This window comes from Achromobacter sp. JCM 18799 (genome assembly GCF_055395645.1).
Genome location: NZ_AP043866.1, coordinates 4,404,629 through 4,421,092, shown reverse-complemented (window position 1 = coordinate 4,421,092; position 16,464 = coordinate 4,404,629). Strand labels below are relative to the sequence as shown.

General features: G+C 67.4%; 14 protein-coding genes and 1 tRNA gene. 11 read left to right on the top strand and 4 right to left on the bottom strand.

Annotated features, from left to right (window positions below; all coding sequences use genetic code 11):
* Positions 1-17 precede the first annotated feature (17 nt).
* The 7 genes from fdnG to ACZ5YA_RS20770 all read left to right on the top strand — a co-directional run bounded on the left by fdnG (position 18) and on the right by ACZ5YA_RS20770 (position 9,196).
* Positions 18-3,086, top strand: a complete 3,069-nt coding sequence (gene fdnG, locus ACZ5YA_RS20800) for a formate dehydrogenase-N subunit alpha (protein WP_251878618.1) — start codon at positions 18-20, stop codon at positions 3,084-3,086.
* Positions 3,087-3,096: 10 nt separating this feature from the next.
* Entirely contained in the window at positions 3,097-3,996 is a 900-nt protein-coding gene (fdxH, locus tag ACZ5YA_RS20795) for a formate dehydrogenase subunit beta (protein WP_054455293.1), read from the top strand.
* Complete coding sequence (locus tag ACZ5YA_RS20790) at positions 3,989-4,621, top strand: formate dehydrogenase subunit gamma (RefSeq protein ID WP_059377141.1); 633 nt, start codon at positions 3,989-3,991, stop codon at positions 4,619-4,621. Before fdxH ends, ACZ5YA_RS20790 begins: the two co-directional genes overlap by 8 nt.
* A gap of 138 nt (positions 4,622-4,759) precedes the next feature.
* A complete protein-coding gene (gene fdhE / locus ACZ5YA_RS20785) occupies positions 4,760-5,716 on the top strand; it encodes a formate dehydrogenase accessory protein FdhE (protein WP_251878620.1) in 957 nt (318 codons plus the stop codon).
* Entirely contained in the window at positions 5,716-7,146 is a 1,431-nt protein-coding gene (gene selA, locus ACZ5YA_RS20780; RefSeq protein WP_059377146.1) for an L-seryl-tRNA(Sec) selenium transferase, read from the top strand. Before fdhE ends, selA begins: the two co-directional genes overlap by 1 nt.
* The gene (gene selB / locus ACZ5YA_RS20775; protein WP_251878622.1) at positions 7,143-9,077 is read left to right on the top strand and encodes a selenocysteine-specific translation elongation factor; all 1,935 of its coding nucleotides are present in this window, start codon (positions 7,143-7,145) and stop codon (positions 9,075-9,077) included. Before selA ends, selB begins: the two co-directional genes overlap by 4 nt.
* A gap of 23 nt (positions 9,078-9,100) precedes the next feature.
* Positions 9,101-9,196 (top strand) — tRNA-Sec (locus ACZ5YA_RS20770).
* 16 nt (positions 9,197-9,212) lie between these two features.
* On the opposite strand, the gene ACZ5YA_RS20765 is transcribed toward ACZ5YA_RS20770, so the two are convergent.
* The gene (locus ACZ5YA_RS20765) at positions 9,213-9,752 is read right to left on the bottom strand and encodes a TlpA disulfide reductase family protein (protein WP_251878624.1); all 540 of its coding nucleotides are present in this window, start codon (positions 9,750-9,752) and stop codon (positions 9,213-9,215) included.
* 31 nt (positions 9,753-9,783) lie between these two features.
* Positions 9,784-10,884 (bottom strand): transglutaminase-like domain-containing protein, encoded by a 1,101-nt coding sequence (locus ACZ5YA_RS20760; protein WP_251878626.1) that lies wholly within the window; start codon positions 10,882-10,884, stop codon positions 9,784-9,786.
* A 139-nt stretch (positions 10,885-11,023) separates the two neighbouring features.
* Between ACZ5YA_RS20760 and selD the strand changes: the two genes are divergently transcribed.
* Entirely contained in the window at positions 11,024-12,088 is a 1,065-nt protein-coding gene (selD, locus tag ACZ5YA_RS20755) for a selenide, water dikinase SelD (RefSeq protein WP_118932345.1), read from the top strand.
* A gap of 22 nt (positions 12,089-12,110) precedes the next feature.
* Here the strand turns inward: selD and ACZ5YA_RS20750 are convergent, their stop codons facing one another.
* Together ACZ5YA_RS20750 and ACZ5YA_RS20745 are read right to left on the bottom strand one after the other, a co-directional pair.
* Positions 12,111-14,177, bottom strand: a complete 2,067-nt coding sequence (locus ACZ5YA_RS20750) for an LTA synthase family protein (protein ID WP_464091169.1) — start codon at positions 14,175-14,177, stop codon at positions 12,111-12,113.
* A gap of 95 nt (positions 14,178-14,272) precedes the next feature.
* On the bottom strand, positions 14,273-15,190 hold the full coding sequence (locus ACZ5YA_RS20745) for a LysR substrate-binding domain-containing protein (RefSeq protein ID WP_118932347.1): 918 nt from the start codon (positions 15,188-15,190) through the stop codon (positions 14,273-14,275).
* 170 nt (positions 15,191-15,360) lie between these two features.
* On the opposite strand from ACZ5YA_RS20745, the gene ACZ5YA_RS20740 reads away from it, so the two are divergent.
* From ACZ5YA_RS20740 to ACZ5YA_RS20730, 3 genes are read left to right on the top strand one after another with little or no spacing between them, the layout of a single operon-like run.
* Entirely contained in the window at positions 15,361-15,570 is a 210-nt protein-coding gene (locus tag ACZ5YA_RS20740; RefSeq protein ID WP_118932355.1) for a DUF2917 domain-containing protein, read from the top strand.
* Between the two features lie 23 nt (positions 15,571-15,593).
* Complete coding sequence (locus ACZ5YA_RS20735; protein WP_118932348.1) at positions 15,594-16,247, top strand: 2-hydroxychromene-2-carboxylate isomerase; 654 nt, start codon at positions 15,594-15,596, stop codon at positions 16,245-16,247.
* A gap of 41 nt (positions 16,248-16,288) precedes the next feature.
* Positions 16,289-16,456, top strand: coding sequence for a hypothetical protein (locus tag ACZ5YA_RS20730; protein ID WP_165867821.1), 168 nt, complete (start codon positions 16,289-16,291; stop codon positions 16,454-16,456).
* Positions 16,457-16,464 lie beyond the last annotated feature (8 nt).

The following is a 16,464-nucleotide window of genomic DNA, read 5'->3' as shown; positions in this document are numbered from 1 at the left end:
CCGGAGAGGAGTGTTTCATGGTCAACATGAATCGCCGCCAGTTCTTCAAGGTGACCGGTGCGACGCTGGCAGGCTCCAGCCTGGCTTTGCTGGGGGCAGCCCCCGGCACGGCCATGGCCGAAGTCCGCCAGTACAAGCTTGCGCGCATGACTGAAACGCGCAACACCTGTCCCTACTGTTCGGTCGCCTGTGGACTGCTGATGTACGGCTTGGGCGACGGCTCCAAGAACGCCCGCGCCAGCATCATGCACATCGAAGGCGACCCGGACCACCCCGTCAACCGCGGCACGCTCTGTCCGAAGGGCGCTGCCCTGATCGACTTCATCCATAGCCCCAACCGCCTGAAGTACCCGGAATACCGGGCGCCGGGTTCGGACAAGTGGGTGCGGATGTCGTGGGACGATGCCCTGACCCGCATCACCAAGCTCATGAAGGCGGACCGCGACGCGAACTTCGTCGAGAAGACCGCGGACGGCAAGACCGTCAACCGGTGGCTGACCACCGGCATGCTGGCGGCCTCCGCAAGCAGCAACGAGGTTGGCTACATCACGCACAAGACTGTGCGCAGCATGGGGATACTGGCATTCGATAACCAAGCCCGTGTCTGACATGGCCCGACGGTGGCAGGTCTTGCCCCGACGTTTGGCCGTGGAGCGATGACGAACCATTGGGTCGACATCAAGAACGCGGACGTAGTACTGATCATGGGCGGCAATGCCGCCGAGGCCCACCCTTGCGGGTTCAAATGGGTCACGGAAGCAAAAGCCCACAACAAGGCAAAGCTGATCGTCGTGGATCCGCGCTTTACGCGCTCGGCATCCGTGGCGGACTTCTACGCGCCCATACGCACCGGCACCGACATCATTTTCCTGGGCGGCGTCATCAAGTATCTGCTGGACAATGACAAGATCCAGCACGAGTACGTGCGCAACTACACGGACTTTTCCTTCATCGTGCGCGAGGACTTCGCGTTCGACGCGGGCCTGTATTCCGGCTACGACGCCGAGAAGCGCACCTACAACAAGGCCAGCTGGGACTACGAGCGCGGCGACGACGGCTACGTCAAGACGGACCCGACGCTGGCGCATCCGCGCACCGTCTACCAGCTGCTGAAGAAGCACTACTCGCGCTACACCGAGGACATGGTCGAGCGCGTCTGCGGCACGCCCAAGGACAAGTTCCTGAAGGTGTGCGAGATGCTGGCGTCCACCGCCACCACCAACCGCGCCGCGACCATCCTCTACGCGCTGGGCTGGACGCAGCACTCCATCGGTTCGCAGATCATCCGCACGGGCGCGATGGTGCAACTGCTGCTGGGCAACATCGGTATCGCCGGCGGCGGCATGAACGCGCTGCGCGGGCATTCGAACATCCAGGGCCTGACCGACCTGGGCCTGATGTCGAACCTGCTGCCCGGCTACATGACCCTGCCCAACGAGCCCGAGCAGGACTACGGCAAGTACATCGAGTCGCGCACGCAGAAGCCTCTGCGGCCCAACCAGCTGAGCTACTGGCAGAACTACAGCAAGTTCCACGTGAGCCTGATGAAGGCCTGGTGGGGCAAGTCCGCCACGGCCGAAAACAACTGGGCGTTCGACTACCTGCCCAAGCTGGACAAGCTCTACGACATGCTGCAAGTCTACGAGCTCATGAACCAGGGCAAGATGAACGGCTACCTCGCCCAGGGCTTCAACCCCCTGGCGGCCGCGCCCAACAAGGCCAAGCTGAACGCCGGGTTCGCCAAGCTGAAGTTCCTGGTCATCATGGACCCGCTGGTCACCGAGACCTCCGAGTTCTGGCGCAACGCGGGCGAGGCCAACGATGTGGATCCCTCCAAGATCCAGACCGAGGTCTTCCGCCTGCCCACCACCTGCTTCGCCGAGGAAGACGGCACGCTGGTGAACTCCGGCCGCTGGCTGCAATGGCACTGGAAGGGCGCCGAGCCTCCGGGCGAGGCCAAGAGCGACATCGAGATCATGGCGCTGCTGTTCACGCGCCTGCGCAAGATGTACCAGGACGAGGGCGGCAAGTATCCCGATCCCATCGTCAACCTGTCCTGGCCGTACTCCAATCCGCAGAATCCCACCGCGGAAGAACTGGCCAAGGAATACACGGGTAAGGCGCTGGTGGAGCTGACCGATCCCAAGGATCCTTCCAAGGTCACCCGCAAGGCCGGCGAGCAACTGGCCGGCTTCGCGGAACTGCGCGACGATGGCTCCACCATCAGCGGCTGCTGGATCTTCGCGGGCGCCTGGGGGCCTACCGGCAACCTGATGGCGCGGCGCGACAACAGCGACCCGACCGGTATCGGCCAGACCCTGAACTGGGCCTGGGCGTGGCCGGCCAACCGCCGCATCCTGTACAACCGCGCTTCCTGTGACGTGGCGGGCAAGCCGTTCGATCCGCGCCGCAGCCTGATCTCCTGGAACGGCAAGTTCTGGACCGGCGCCGACATCCCCGACTTCAAGGGCGACGAAAATCCGGACGGCGGCATGGGACCGTTCATCATGAACCCCGAGGGCGTGGCGCGCTTCTTCGCGCGCGCGGGCATGGCCGAAGGGCCGTTCCCCGAGCACTACGAACCCTTCGAGACGCCGCTGGGCTACAACCCGCTGTATCCGAAGGCCAAGGGCGTCACCAGCAACCCCGCCGCGCGGGTCTTCAAGGACGACCTGGCCGCGATGGGCACGGTGGACAAGTTCCCCTACGTGGCCACGACCTACCGCCTGACGGAGCACTTCCACTACTGGACCAAGCACGTCCGCATCAACGCGATCCTCCAGCCGGAGCAGTTCGTGGAAATCGGCGAGGCGCTGGCCAAGGAATTGGGCATCGCCAACGGTTCGCGCGTGAAGGTGTCGTCCAACCGCGGCTACATCAAGGCGGTGGCGCTGGTCACCAAGCGCCTGCGCGCGCTGACCATCGAGGGCAAGACGGTGCACCACGTGGGCATCCCCATCCATTGGGGCTTCGTGGGCCTGGCCAAGCCCGGCTTCCTCACCAACACCCTGACGCCGTTCGTGGGCGACGGGAATTCCCAGACGCCGGAATTCAAGTCGTTCCTGGTGCAGGTCGAGAAGGCTTAGGAGAACCGACATGTCCATGCAATCCCTAGACATCAAGCGGCGCTCCGCCACCACCACGCCGCCGCCGGGCATCCGCGAGCCCGTCACGGGCTCGGTGGCCAAGCTGATCGACGTCTCCAAGTGCATCGGCTGCAAGGCTTGCCAAAGCGCCTGTATGGAATGGAACGATCTGCGCGACGAGATCGGCACCAACGTGGGTGTCTACGACAACCCGGCCGACCTGACCGAGCATTCCTGGACCGTCATGCGCTTCTCCGAATACGAGAATCCGCAAGGCGACCTGGAATGGCTGATCCGCAAGGACGGCTGCATGCACTGCGAGGATCCGGGCTGCCTGAAGGCCTGTCCGTCGCCGGGCGCCATCATCCAATACAACAACGGCATCGTGGATTTCCACGAAGAGAACTGCATCGGTTGCGGCTACTGCATCACCGGCTGCCCGTTCAACGTGCCGCGCATCTCCAAGAAGGACCACAAGGCGTACAAGTGCACCTTGTGTTCCGACCGCGTGGCCGTCGGCCAGGAGCCGGCCTGCGTCAAGGCGTGTCCTACCGGCGCCATCGTCTTCGGCACCAAGGAAGACATGACGCAGCACGCCGAGGAGCGGATCGTCGACCTCAAGTCGCGCGGCTTCGACAAGGCTGGCCTGTATGACCCGCAGGGCGTGGGCGGCACTCACGTCATGTACGTGCTGCATCACGCCGACCAGCCCGGGCTGTACCACGGGCTGCCCAAGGACCCGCAGATCAGCCCCATGGTCTCGCTGTGGAAGGGCCTGGCCAAACCTCTGGGCGTGGCCGCCATGGCCCTGACCGCGCTGGCGGGCTTCTTCCACTACGCCCGCGTTGGCCGCAACGAGGTGTCCGAGGAAGACGAACGCCGTGCCGAAGAGGAGGTGCGCCATGAGTGAAGACCGCCATTACCGCCGGATCAAGCGCTACACGCCGGGCGAGCGCACCAACCACTGGATCATCGCCTTCACGTTCATCCTGTTGGCGCTGTCCGGGCTGGCGCTGTTCCACCCGTCCATGTACTGGCTGAGCAACCTGTTCGGGGGCGGACCCTGGACGCGCATCCTGCATCCCTTCATCGGGGTGGTGATGTTCGCCTGCTTCGTCGTGTTCGCCGGCCACATGTGGCGGCACAACCTCATGACGAAGGCCGACCGCCAGTGGATGCGGCAATTGAACGATGTGGTCGAGAACCGCGAGGAAAAGCTGCCCGAAGTCGGCAAGTACAACGCCGGCCAGAAGCTGCTGTTCTACGTGCTGATCCTCTGCATGCTGGGCCTGTTCGTCAGCGGCATCGTGATCTGGCGCGAGTACTTCGCGTTCTACTTCCCGATCTGGGTCATCCGCGCCGCTTCGGTGGTGCATGCCGTCAGCGCGCTGGTGCTGATCTGCGCCATCATCGTGCACATCTACGCTGCCATTTGGGTCAAGGGTTCCCTGACCGCGATGCTGCGGGGGTATGTCACGGCGGGTTGGGCGTGGAAGCATCATCGCGCCTGGTTCCGCGAGCAAATCAGAAAATAGTGCAAAACGGAACGCGCAGTTTGCGCGTTCCCTCTGCGCTGCGGCAAATGGGGCTTTCTTGGCCCCCACGCACCCGCCCAACGGCTGCTATCCTTCTCCTTGAAGGCTGGCAGCCGTGTTTTTTTACTGGAGACGCAAGTGCAGCGAATTCTTCCGCGCGGCGAGATCGAAGCGCTAGATCACAACCGCATTCCCCAAGTCAGCCTGCCGGACCGCGCGTCGGTTTTCGCCACGCGCGCAGCCCGCTTGCGGCAACTGGCGGCGGATAGCCCGGTGGCCGACTACCTGCTGCTGATGGCGCATCTGGTCGACGCCCAGCATCGCGCCCTGCAGGGCTGCGCCGCGCCCGAGGCTTCCGAGGAGCGCATTTCGCTGGCGCAGGCGCATGGCATGCCGCCCCTGCAGGCCGTGGGCTGGCCGCGCGACCCGTTGTGGCGCAACATCCTGGGCCAGCTGCTGGACCATGTCGCCGGCGCCAAGGACGTGCCGGCCGAGGCCATCGAAGTCTGCGCCGGCCTGCGCCGTGCGCTGGCCGAGGATCCGGAGTCGCTGGAGGATCTGGCCGAGGCGGTGCTGTCCGAACAGGACCAGGGCGTGGACGGCGCCGCGGCGCCCTTCGTGATGGCGGCCCTGCAAGTCTATTGGACCGATCTGGCCAGCCGTTTCGACGAAAAGCAGTTGCCCGTGGCCAGCCCCTTTGGCGTCTGTCCGGTGTGCGCCAGCCTGCCGGTGGCCAGCGTGGTGCGTGTGGGCGGGCAGTTCGAAGGCTACCGCTACCTGTGCTGCAGCCTGTGCGCGACCCAGTGGCACATGGTGCGGGTGAAATGCTCGCATTGCGAAGACGTGGAATCGGTGGCGTATCAGGCCATCGAGGGCCGTACGCCCGCCATCAAGGCGGAAACCTGCGACCACTGCCATACCTATCGCAAGATCTTCTACCAGGACAAGGACCTGCAGGTGGAGCCCGTGGCCGACGACCTGGCCAGCCTGATGCTGGACGTGCTGGTCGGCGAGGCGGGCTATTCGCGGGCCAGCGGCAATCCGTTGCTGTGGCACGGATCGGAGCCGGCGTCGGATCAGGGAGCAGAGCAGTAATGGCCGCACAAGCGCCCGAAGGCGGCGTGGCCGCGGTATCGGAGATCCCTTCGTTGGACCGGTTGCTGAATGCGCCGGCCATGCGCGCCGCGCTGGACGAGCACGGCCGCACCCAGGTGGTGGCGGCGCTGCGCCGGGATTTGGACGCGATGCGCGAACGTGCGCTGGCCGGCGGGCTGCCGCGCCAGGAGCTCGACGCCGACGCCGTGGCCGCGCGCGTGGCCGCGGCATTGGCCCGGACGGCCGAGCCGAAGCTGCGGGCCGTGTACAACCTGACCGGCACGGTGTTGCACACCAACCTGGGCCGGGCGCTGCTGCCCGACGAGGCGGTGGCCTCGGTGCTGCGCGCGCTCACCACCCCCGCCAACCTGGAGTTCGACCTGGACACCGGCGGGCGCGGCGACCGCGACGACCTGATCGACGAACTGTTGTGCGAACTGACGGGGGCCGAGGCCGCTACCGTCGTCAATAACAATGCGGCCGCCGTGCTGCTGATGCTGAACGCGCTGGCGGACCGGCGCGAAGTCGTGGTGTCCCGCGGCGAACTGGTCGAAATCGGCGGCGCGTTCCGCATTCCGGACATCATGAAGCGCGCCGGGGCCAAGCTGGTCGAAGTCGGCACCACCAACCGCACCCATGCCGCCGACTACGAAAACGCCATCGGCCCGCGCACCGCCATGCTGATGAAGGTGCATTGCAGCAACTACGCGGTCACCGGTTTCACCAAGAGCGTGAGCGTCGCCGAGGTGGCGGCGCTGGCGCACGCGCGCGGCCTGCCCGCTACCGTGGACCTGGGCAGCGGCACGCTGGTTGATCTGACCCAGTTCGGCCTGCCCAAGGAAGACACCGTGCGCGAAACCATCGCGGCCGGCGCGGACCTGGTCACTTTCAGCGGCGACAAACTGCTGGGCGGGCCGCAGGCCGGCCTGCTGGTGGGCCGCAAGGACCTGATCCGCAAGATCAAGAAGAACCCGCTCAAGCGCGCCCTGCGCGTCAGCAAGCTGACGCTGGCGGCCTTGGAGCCGGTGTTGGGTCTGTACCGTGCGCCCGAGTTCCTGGCCCAGCGCTTGACCACCTTGCGCTTGTTGACCCGCCCGCAGCGCGACATCCAGCCGCAGGCCGAACGCCTGCGCGGCGTCCTGGCGCAGGCGGCGGGCGAACACTACGCGGTCGAGGCCGTACCCATGTTCAGCCAGATCGGCAGCGGCGCCTTGCCCGTGGACCAACTGCCCAGCTACGGCCTGGCCGTGCGCTACACCGGCAGCGGCCGCGCCGGACGGCACCTGGACAAGCTGGAGACGCAATTGCGCCGCCTGCCCGTGCCCGTGATCGGCCGCATTGCCGACGACGCCCTCTGGCTGGACCTGCGTTGCCTGGAAGCGCGCGACGAAGCGGCCTTCGCCGCGCAACTCGCGGAGCGCCTGGCGTGATCATCGGCACCGCAGGCCATATCGACCACGGCAAGACCACGCTGGTGCGGGCGCTGACCGGCGTCGATACCGACAGGCTCAAGGAAGAAAAGGCGCGCGGGATTTCCATCGAGCTGGGCTACGCATACACCCCGCTGCCCAACGGCGACGTGCTGGGCTTCATCGACGTGCCGGGGCACGAGAAGCTTGTGCACACCATGGCGGCCGGCGCCAGCGGCATCGATTTCGGCCTGCTGGTGGTGGCGGCGGACGACGGCGTCATGCCGCAGACGCGCGAACACCTGGCGATCCTGGCTTTGCTGGGCGTGGAACGCGGCGCGGTGGCGTTGACCAAGACCGACCGCGCCGATGCCGCGAGATTGCAGGCAGTGCGCACGGAAATCGCCGAACTGTCCGCGGGCACCTTCTTGCAGAACGCCCCGCTGTACGCCGTATGCGCGGCGCAGGCCGACGACCCGGGCGTGGCGCAACTGAAGGCCTATCTGCACGCCGAGGCGCAAGCCCTGCGCCAGCGCGACAGCGCGGGCCTGTTCCGGCTGGCGGTCGATCGCGTGTTCACCCTGGCCGGCCATGGCACGGTGGTGACAGGCACGGCCCATGCCGGGCTGGCGCGCGCGGACGACGACGCTGCCGACTTGCGGCTGATGCCTGCCGGCACGCGCGTACGCGTGCGCAGCATCCATGCCCAGAACCAGGCCAGCGAAACCGGCGCGGCGGGCCAGCGCTGCGCCTTGAATCTCGCAGGCATGGACAAGAACGCCATCGCGCGCGGCGACTGGATCGCGGATGCGCGCTGCTTCCTGCCGTCGCGCCATGTCGACGTGGCGCTGACGCTGCTGGCATCCGCCGACGCGCCGGTGCGCGCCTGGGCGCCGCTGCATGTGCACATCGGCGCCGCGCGCCACGTGGCGCACGTGGTGCCGCTGAGCGCGGAATCGCTGGCGCCCGGACAGTCCGGCTGGGTGCAGCTGGTGTTCGACGATCCTGTTTGTGTCATGCCGGGCGACCGCTACATTGTGCGCAACGCGCAGGCCACGCGCACGGTCGGCGGCGGCCGGGTGCTGGATCCGAACGCCCCGGACCGCAAGCGCCGGTCCGCCGCGCGCATGCAGTGGCTGCAGGCGCTGGCGGCCATGCTGGACGGCGCCGGCCTGCATCCCGTGCTGGAGCATGCCGCGCTGGGGCTGGACGAAGACGCCTTGCAGCGCCTGACGGGCAAGCCCGTGAGCGAGATCCCTGCGCCGCCCGCAGCGGTGTGGCTGGAGGCGCGTACGCCGCAGGCGCCGCGCACCCTGATCCTGGCGGCGCATTGGGATGCGCTGCGCGCCCGCGTGGAGCAGGCGCTGGCTGCTTTCCATCAAGGCGCGCCCGACGAACCAGGCCCCGACGGTCCGCGTTTGCGCCGCATGGCCATGCCCGCCGGCCCGGATGCGTTGTGGCAGGCGGCGCTGGACGATCTGCAGCGCGATGGCCGCATCGTGCGCAATGGCCCCTGGCTGCACCTGCCGGGCCATAGCGCGACCTTGGCGCCCGAGGAATCGGCGCTGGCCGGGCGCGTGCTGCCGCTGCTGGCGGCCGGCGCCTTCGATCCGCCCTGGGTGCGCGATCTCGCCCGCACGCTGGGTGAGCCCGAAGACCGCATGCGGCAACTGCTGCGCAAGCTGTTGCGGCGCGGCGAAGTGGCCCAGGTGGTGAAGGACCTGTTCTATCATCGCGACCAGGTGGCGGCGCTGGCGGCGCTGGCGCAAGGCCTGGCGGCGCAGCCCGAGGGCTTGAACGCCGCCTCGTTCCGCGACGCCACCGGTCTGGGCAGGAAGCGCGCGATCCAGATCCTCGAGTTCTTCGACCGCGTGGGATATACCCGGCGCTTGCGCGATGCGCACGTGTTGCGCCAGGAAAGCGCCTACGGAAGCCCGCGGCAGGCGCAGTAACCGGTATCATGGGCGGCCACCGTGGAAGGCATTCGTGCCCGGTGGCACGGCTGGGCTTCAAACCCAGTTGGGGGCGTCAGACGTTCCCAGGTAGGTTCGACTCCTGCTGCCTTCCGCCATCTCTTGCGCGGCGCACTAAGCCCGCAGCATCCCCGTCACCACGCCGCCTACCCGGTCCGAGTTCCAGTCCAGCTGTCCCAGATGCCAATATCGGACGGATCCGCCGCGGTCCACCAGATAGTTGGCGGGCAGGCCGACCGCGTCCCATTGCTTTGACGCCGTGCTGTTCCTGTCGTGCAGCACGGTGCCCGCGACCGGCCATTTCGCCAGAAAGGCGTTGATCCTGGCCGCCGAATCGCCGACGTTCACGGCCACCAGGCGCAGGCCTTCCTCGCGATGGCGTTTGGCCATGGCGGACATGATGGGGATTTCATCGCGGCAAGGGTCGCACGAGGTGGCCCAGAAGCTGACGATGATCACGTTGCCGCGCCAGGAGGCGAGTTTCTTTTCGCGGCCGGCCAGGTCCGGCAAGGCCAGCGGCGGCGTGGACGCGGTCCAGGGCGCCCAGTCCGGGCCGGTGGCCTTCTTGAGCGCATCGTCGCTGGCGGCCCGGGCATACCAGGGCAGGGCCGCCAGCGACAGGCCGGACTGCAGGAGTAGGCGGCGGCTGATCATGGCGGTCCCCGTGGGTGGACAGTAGGCGGGCTTAGATGGAAAGTGGCTTGGCGCTGAGCTTGTAGCTGAAGCTGGCGGGATCCAGGCTGTCCAGCCGTCCGTCCGAGGTTTCGCCGTTGGGGTACATCAGGAACGGCACGGGACCGTGGGTAGCGCCCGGCAGGACCACGTCGTGGCCGTGGTTGTACGCCACCCAGTTCATTTCCCAGGCGCCGAACAGCATGACGCGCGCGGCGCGCACCTTGGGGTCGGTCAGCGGCAGTTCGCCGGGCGGCTCCTCCAGCATGACCTTGCGCACGTCGGCGGGGTCCACCGGCACCCAGCCGTAGCCCGCGGCATAGAACTCGGCGCGGCAGTGCTGCGCCTTGGTGACGTCGCCAGCCTTGCCCAGGCTTTTGTAGCCGAACTCGGAGTCCGCCACGCGCAGGCCGTAGGCGTCGCGGGCGGGTATGCCGGCGGCGCGGGCCAGCGCGACAAACAGGGAGTTGATGTCGGCGCACTTGCCGTTCAGATCGTTGGCCGTGAGCATGTAGCGCACGTCGCCCACGCCGCAGCCGCGGGTGGACGCGGTCCTACAGGTGTTCTCCACCACCCATTCGTAGATGGCGCGGGCCTGCGCCAGATCGCCGCGGTGGCCGCGGGTGATGCGGTCGGCGGTGCTCTTGACGATGCCGTCGGTGGGTAGCAGCGCGGTGGGCTGGAGGAACTCGCGCAGCGCGGCGGCACTTTCGCGGGGGGCGCCGGCCGAGGGCGGCTGGCTCAGGTCCACGCGCCGGTTGCGGGTCTGGAAGCGGCTGGTGACCGTGACCTGGCGCGGCGCCTGCGCGTCAGGCCATTGCACGGCCAGCATCTGCACGCCGTAGCCGGGCGCCTGGGTCAATTGGGCGACGCCGCCGCCGCTGACCTGCCAGGCGCTCTGTGCGCCGCGCTGGTAAGGGGTGTCCGTGGCGTAGGGAACCGGAATCCAGATGCGCGCGTGCGCGCCCGGATCCTGCACGGTGATGTCGGTGGTCAGTTCGAAGGCGCGCCATCCGGTGCTGACGGGGGCGAGTCCCGCGCGCGCCGCCCTGGGCAGGGTCGCGCTGGCGGCGCACAGGGCGCCCGAGAAACGGAGGAAATGTCGGCGATCCATGTAGCCCTCACTCACGGTGAAGATTGGCTGTCGGTGCGCCCGGGGCCGGGCGGCCGTCCGTTGCTGCGTGCTGCTGGATCATCATAGGGCCAATCCCGGGGGCGGTGCTATCCTTTTCCACTGACCTATGGAGATTCAGATGACCACCCAGGATGTTGCCAGCGCGGCGGTGCCGCGATTGACTTCGCTTTCGCACGGCGGCGGCTGCGGCTGCAAGATCGCGCCCGGCGTGCTGTCCGAGCTGCTCAAGCGCTTCGGCCCGGCGGTCAGCTACCCCGATCTGCTGGTGGGGACCGAGACGGCCGACGACGCGGCGGTCTACCGTCTGAACGACGAACAGGCGCTCATCGCCACCACCGATTTCTTCATGCCCATCGTCGACGACCCCTACGACTTCGGCCGCATCGCCGCGACCAACGCGCTGTCGGACGTTTACGCGATGGGCGGCACGCCCATCATGGCGCTGGCCATCGTGGGCATGCCGATCAACGTGCTGCCGCACAGCGTCATCGCCGACATCCTGCGCGGCGGCGAAGCCGTCTGCAAGGACGCCGGCATTCCGGTGGCCGGCGGCCACAGCATCGACTCCGTTGAACCCATCTATGGCCTGGCGGCGATGGGCCTGGTGCATCCCGCCCGCATCAAGCGCAACGCCGACGCGCGCGCCGGCGATGTGCTGATCCTGGGCAAGGCATTGGGCGTGGGCATTCTGTCGGCCGCGCTGAAGAAGAACCGGCTGGACGACGCCGGCTACCGCGCCATGATCACCGAGACCACCCGCTTGAACCGGCCCGGCCCGGCGCTGGCCGCCATGGAAGGCGTGCACGCCATCACCGACGTGACCGGCTTCGGCCTGTTGGGGCATACGCTGGAAATGGCGCGCGGCGCGCAACTGACGGCGCATGTGCGGCGCGATGCGCTGCCCTGGCTGCCCGGCGTGCAGGCCTTTGCCGCGGACGGCGTCATCACCGGCGCGTCCGGCCGCAACTGGGCCTCCTATGGCGCGTCCGTGCGCCTGGGCGAGGGCGTGAGCGACACGGAGCGCGCCTTGTTGACTGATCCGCAGACCGCGGGCGGACTGCTGGTGGCCTGCTCGCCGGACGCCGCGCAGGCGGTGCTGGACCTGTTCCGCCAGCACGGCTTCGAGCAAGCGGCCGTCATCGGCGACATGCGGGCGGGCGAACCTGAAGTGCGCGTCGACTGAAAACCCCTGGCAGGCCTGGGCGCTAGCGCGCCTGGCCGGCGCGGCCCAATTCCTGCACCTGGTAGTTGATCTGCCAGTGCAGCAGCTCGGTGTAGGCGTTCAGGCGGACCTGCTCCGCCCATTGTTCCGCCGTCGCGTCCTGCTCCGCCTCCAGCGCCAGTCCCGATGGACCTGCCCAGGGCAGGATGCGGCCGGGTTTGCCCTGCCGGAACACCCCTTCATCGGTCAGCAGCACGTGCTTGTTGTTGAAGCCGAAACACCAGGCCGGATCGGGCTGGGCGGCCAGCAGGTCGCAGCCGCTGCGGAAGTAGGGAGTCTCCGGGAGGCTCAGGTGATACAGCGTGGGCAGGATGTCCTTGTGGCTGCCTACGCGCGCCGGGTCGTAACGCGCCTGTGTCCGGTAGGCCGGCGGCACATACAGGTAGAACGGCACGGCGCGCGCCAGCGCAGCGTCCTTCGGATCCTGATAGTCGATGCCCAGGATGTTGTGGTCGCCGGTCACGGCGACGATGGTCCGCGACGCGTAGTCCGATGCCTTCAGGCGCGTCAGGAAGCCCCCCAACTGATCGTTGGCATAGCGCAGCGTGTCGAATGCGGCCGCCAGCGTGTCCCAGGTCTTGAAGTAGGGCAGGCTGGCCACATTGTCCAGGGGCAGGCCGCCGCGCTGGCCGCCGTCGGGCACGATGAACGGAGGATGATGGGTGGTGGACAAGGCCACGATGAATAGCGGCTGGCCGTCCTGGGTGCCTTGCGCCAGCCGCTCTTCGATGTAGCGGAACATGTACTCGTCGGGCACGCCCCAGGTTCCCGTCCGTGCTTGGGGATAACGCATTCTGAGGGTCTGCTGATCCACGAATTCATGCGCGCCCAGCTTGGTGGCGAAGACGCCGAGGTTGCGCCAGGTGGCGGCGCCGGAGGTGACGAAGACGACCCGGTAGCCGCGTTGCAGAAAGGGCCTGAAGGCGTTGCTGGCGAATGGCGTGTCCACCGCCGACGATTGGCCGACGGCGGCAATGGGGCTGCGCACCAGCAGCAGGCTCAAGGATTCTATGGTGCCGTTGCCTTCAGCCACGAAGCGCTCGAATACCCAGTCTTCGCGCCAGTGCGGACGCAGTGCGCCGAGCAGGTCGCGGTCGGGATTGTCATAAGCGTTCAGATGCGCGCCCATGCTCTCCATGACCTGCAGCACCACGTGGGGCGGTCTTGCGGCTGCCGCGGAGTTGGGTGCGGTTGTGGCCATGAATGGCCGCAGGCCGTTGTCCGGCCAGCCCAGAAAACGCTCGTAGAGCAAGCGCCCCTCGCGCAAGGTGACGGGTTCGAAGCGCTTGTCGTTGCCGCGGTCGGACAGGGCCCACGAAAAGGCCGAGACGCCATTGGGCGCGATGTCATTGAGCAGGCGCAGCGACGAGATGCTGGTGTCGTCCTTGTTGAGCGGAAACTTGCCCAGCGATCCTCTACAGGCCAGCACGGTGATGCCTATGATCAGCGCAAACCGCAACAGGCTGGGAATGAACGCGCGGCGCTTGAACCGCCTGCCTTGCACCCAGCCGCGCCAACGGCGGCCGAGCCACCAGGTCCCCGCCAGCACCGCCGCCAGCAGCAGGCCTGCCTGCGCCAACGGGTAGCCATGCCACAGGGTCATCAGGATGGCCTGGGTGTCGTCGTCCACCAGCCCGAACACGAAGATGTCGATGGAACGGGAAAATGTGGCGAAGTAGAAGACGCTGACGATCGTGATGGCCGCGAACAGCGTCGCCATGGCTGCGCCCAGTCCCGGCAGATGGCGCTGCCAACGCCGTTGCAGCCCGGGTCTGGCCGCCGCCGCCATGGACAGCAGCAGCAGCGCCGAACAGGCGATGCTGGCGACCTTGATGTCGAACAGCAGCCCTGTCGTCAGGCTGCGCCGCACGTCCTGCGGCAGCGCGTCATAAGTGCCCGGCGCGGCATAGCGCAGCAGCAGGTAGCCGCGTCCGGCGCTTTGCGCCAGGACGCTGATCAGCCAAGGGGCCAGCAGGACCAGGAAGGATCGCTGAAAATTGACGAACCAGTCTTGCCACCCGAGCGCCGGACGGAAATGCCTAATCAACATCTTGGGAGCAGGGTTACGGATCAGCGCCGCAATCTACCGGAGCAACCATCCCAAGTTATGAAGATCTGTATAAATTTTGTAGCGCGGCGCCGCGCCTACGCGGTCAGGTCGCGCGCGGTGGCTTCGGCCTGTTCGATCAGCCAGCGTGTGACGACCTCGGCGTCCGGCGTGGCGCGGCGCGTATTGCGCACCAGCCAGTAGGCGTGCTCGGTGGCGCTGGCGGCCTGGCCGCCGACGGCCTCCAGACGTTTGTCCGCCAGCATCGGCGCAATCAGCGCCAGCCGGCCCAGCGCGATGCCGTGGCCCGCCAGCGCCGCGTGCACGATCTGGTCGTACTGGTTGAAGCGCAGCATGCCCCGGGTGGGCACGCGGGCCAGGCCGCGCGCATTCAGCCATTCCGACCATTGCAGCCAGGGACGCGTCGGGTCGTCGAATTCCAGCAGCACGTGGCGTTGCAGTTCCTCGGCATCCAGCAGGCGGGCCTTGAGCGAGGGGTGGGCCACCGGCACCACGGCCTCGCCGAACAGCCAGGTTGCGCTGTCCGGCACGCCGTCGCGCAGGCTGTAGCGGATGGCGATATCCACGCTTTCGCGGTCTATGTCGATCAGCCGGTTGTCGGCCGCCACGCGCACGTCGATGTGCGGATGCGCCGCCTGGAAGTCCCCCAGCCGCGGCAGCAGCCACAGCGAGGCCACGCCTATGGTCGTGGTCACGGTAACGGGCGTGCGGCGCTCGGGGGCGCGCAGCTGCTCGGTCAGGTCGCCCAGCTGGCTCAGCCATACGTCGGCCATGCGGAACAGCTGCGCGCCCTCGGAGGTGAACGACACGCTGCGGAATCCGCGCACCAGCAGGGGCACGCCCAGGTGGGCCTCCAGCGCCCGGATCTGGCGGCTCACGGCCGACTGGGTCACATGCAGATCCTGCGCGGCCAGGGTGATGCTCATGCGGCGGCCCACGGCCACGAAGCCTCGGACCAGATCAAGCGGCGGGAGTTTGGCCAGCGGATATGGCATTCGTAAAACTCATGCGTGTCGGACGGAAATGTCGCTTGAGCAATAGTACCTCCAGGGCGTTCAATAGGACTCAGACGACGGGTGTAGGGCGCATAGCCCCGCCATCCGCCGCGATCGCCGCCGCCGCGGCCCAGGGGTACGCCATGATCCAGGTATGTTGCACTGCGGGAATGTCATTTCGTCTGGCCGGCGGCTCGACTATGCTGCTCAAACGCGCCTCGGGCGTCCGCATCGTGTGTCACGCCGGCACCTTGTGGCTGTCCGAATATCAGCGTTTCGATGACAGCGTGCTTCAAGCCGGTGATTCCATCACCGTCGGCAGCGATCGCGATGTCGTTCTCAGCGGCCTGCCGGATGCGCAGGTCGCGCTAATTTCGTAGCAGCTTGTCCCGGAGCTCCAGTCATGACCGCGCCCCTGCCCGATACGCCCCGCATCGAGATGTGGTTCGATTTCGCCAGCCCGTACAGCTATCTGGCCATCGAACGCGTCGACGCCCTGGCGCAAGAGGCCGGGGTCCGGGTGGATCTGCGGCCGTTCCTGCTGGGTCCGATCTTCCAGGCCCAGGGCTGGAACGACACGCCGTTCCGGCTGTTTCCGGGCAAGGGCGCCTACATGATGCGCGACATTGCCCGCCTGGCTGAAAAGTACGGCCTGGTCTACAACCGTCCGCGCCTGTTTCCGCGCATGAGCGTGCTGCCCGCGCGCATCGCGCTGCTGGGGCAGGACGAGCCCTGGGGCCGCGATTTCTGCGTGGCCGTGTTCCGCGCCAATTTCCAGCACGACCTGGACATCCAGTCCGAGGACGTCGTGCATGGGCTGCTGACGGACCTGGGGCTGGACGCCGCCGCCTTGATCGCTCGTGGCAAGTCCGAAGCCGCCAAGGAGGCGCTGCGCCGCCAGGTCGACCGTGCCCGCAACCTGGGCCTGTTCGGCGCGCCCACATTCTTTGTGGACGGCGAGATGTTCTGGGGCAACGACCGCCTCGAAGATGCGCTGGAATGGACCCGCCGCGCGGCGCCCGCCAGCGCCTGGAGCACATCGGCCGCGCGCACTTGAGCGCTGCCCAAGCAAGTTTTTTCGTCAACGCAACTTCAGCAATGAAAAACGCCAGCAGTGCCTATCGCGGCGCGCCCATGCCGGGCGGCCGTTCGTTCACGCAGTTCCGCGCCGCGCGCATCCGGCGCGTGTCGTTCCAGTGGAAACAGGCTGCCGATGCCGGCACACCGGACAAGGGCAGTCCGCAAGGCGGGCCGCGGGGCCGCTAGGACCCCGC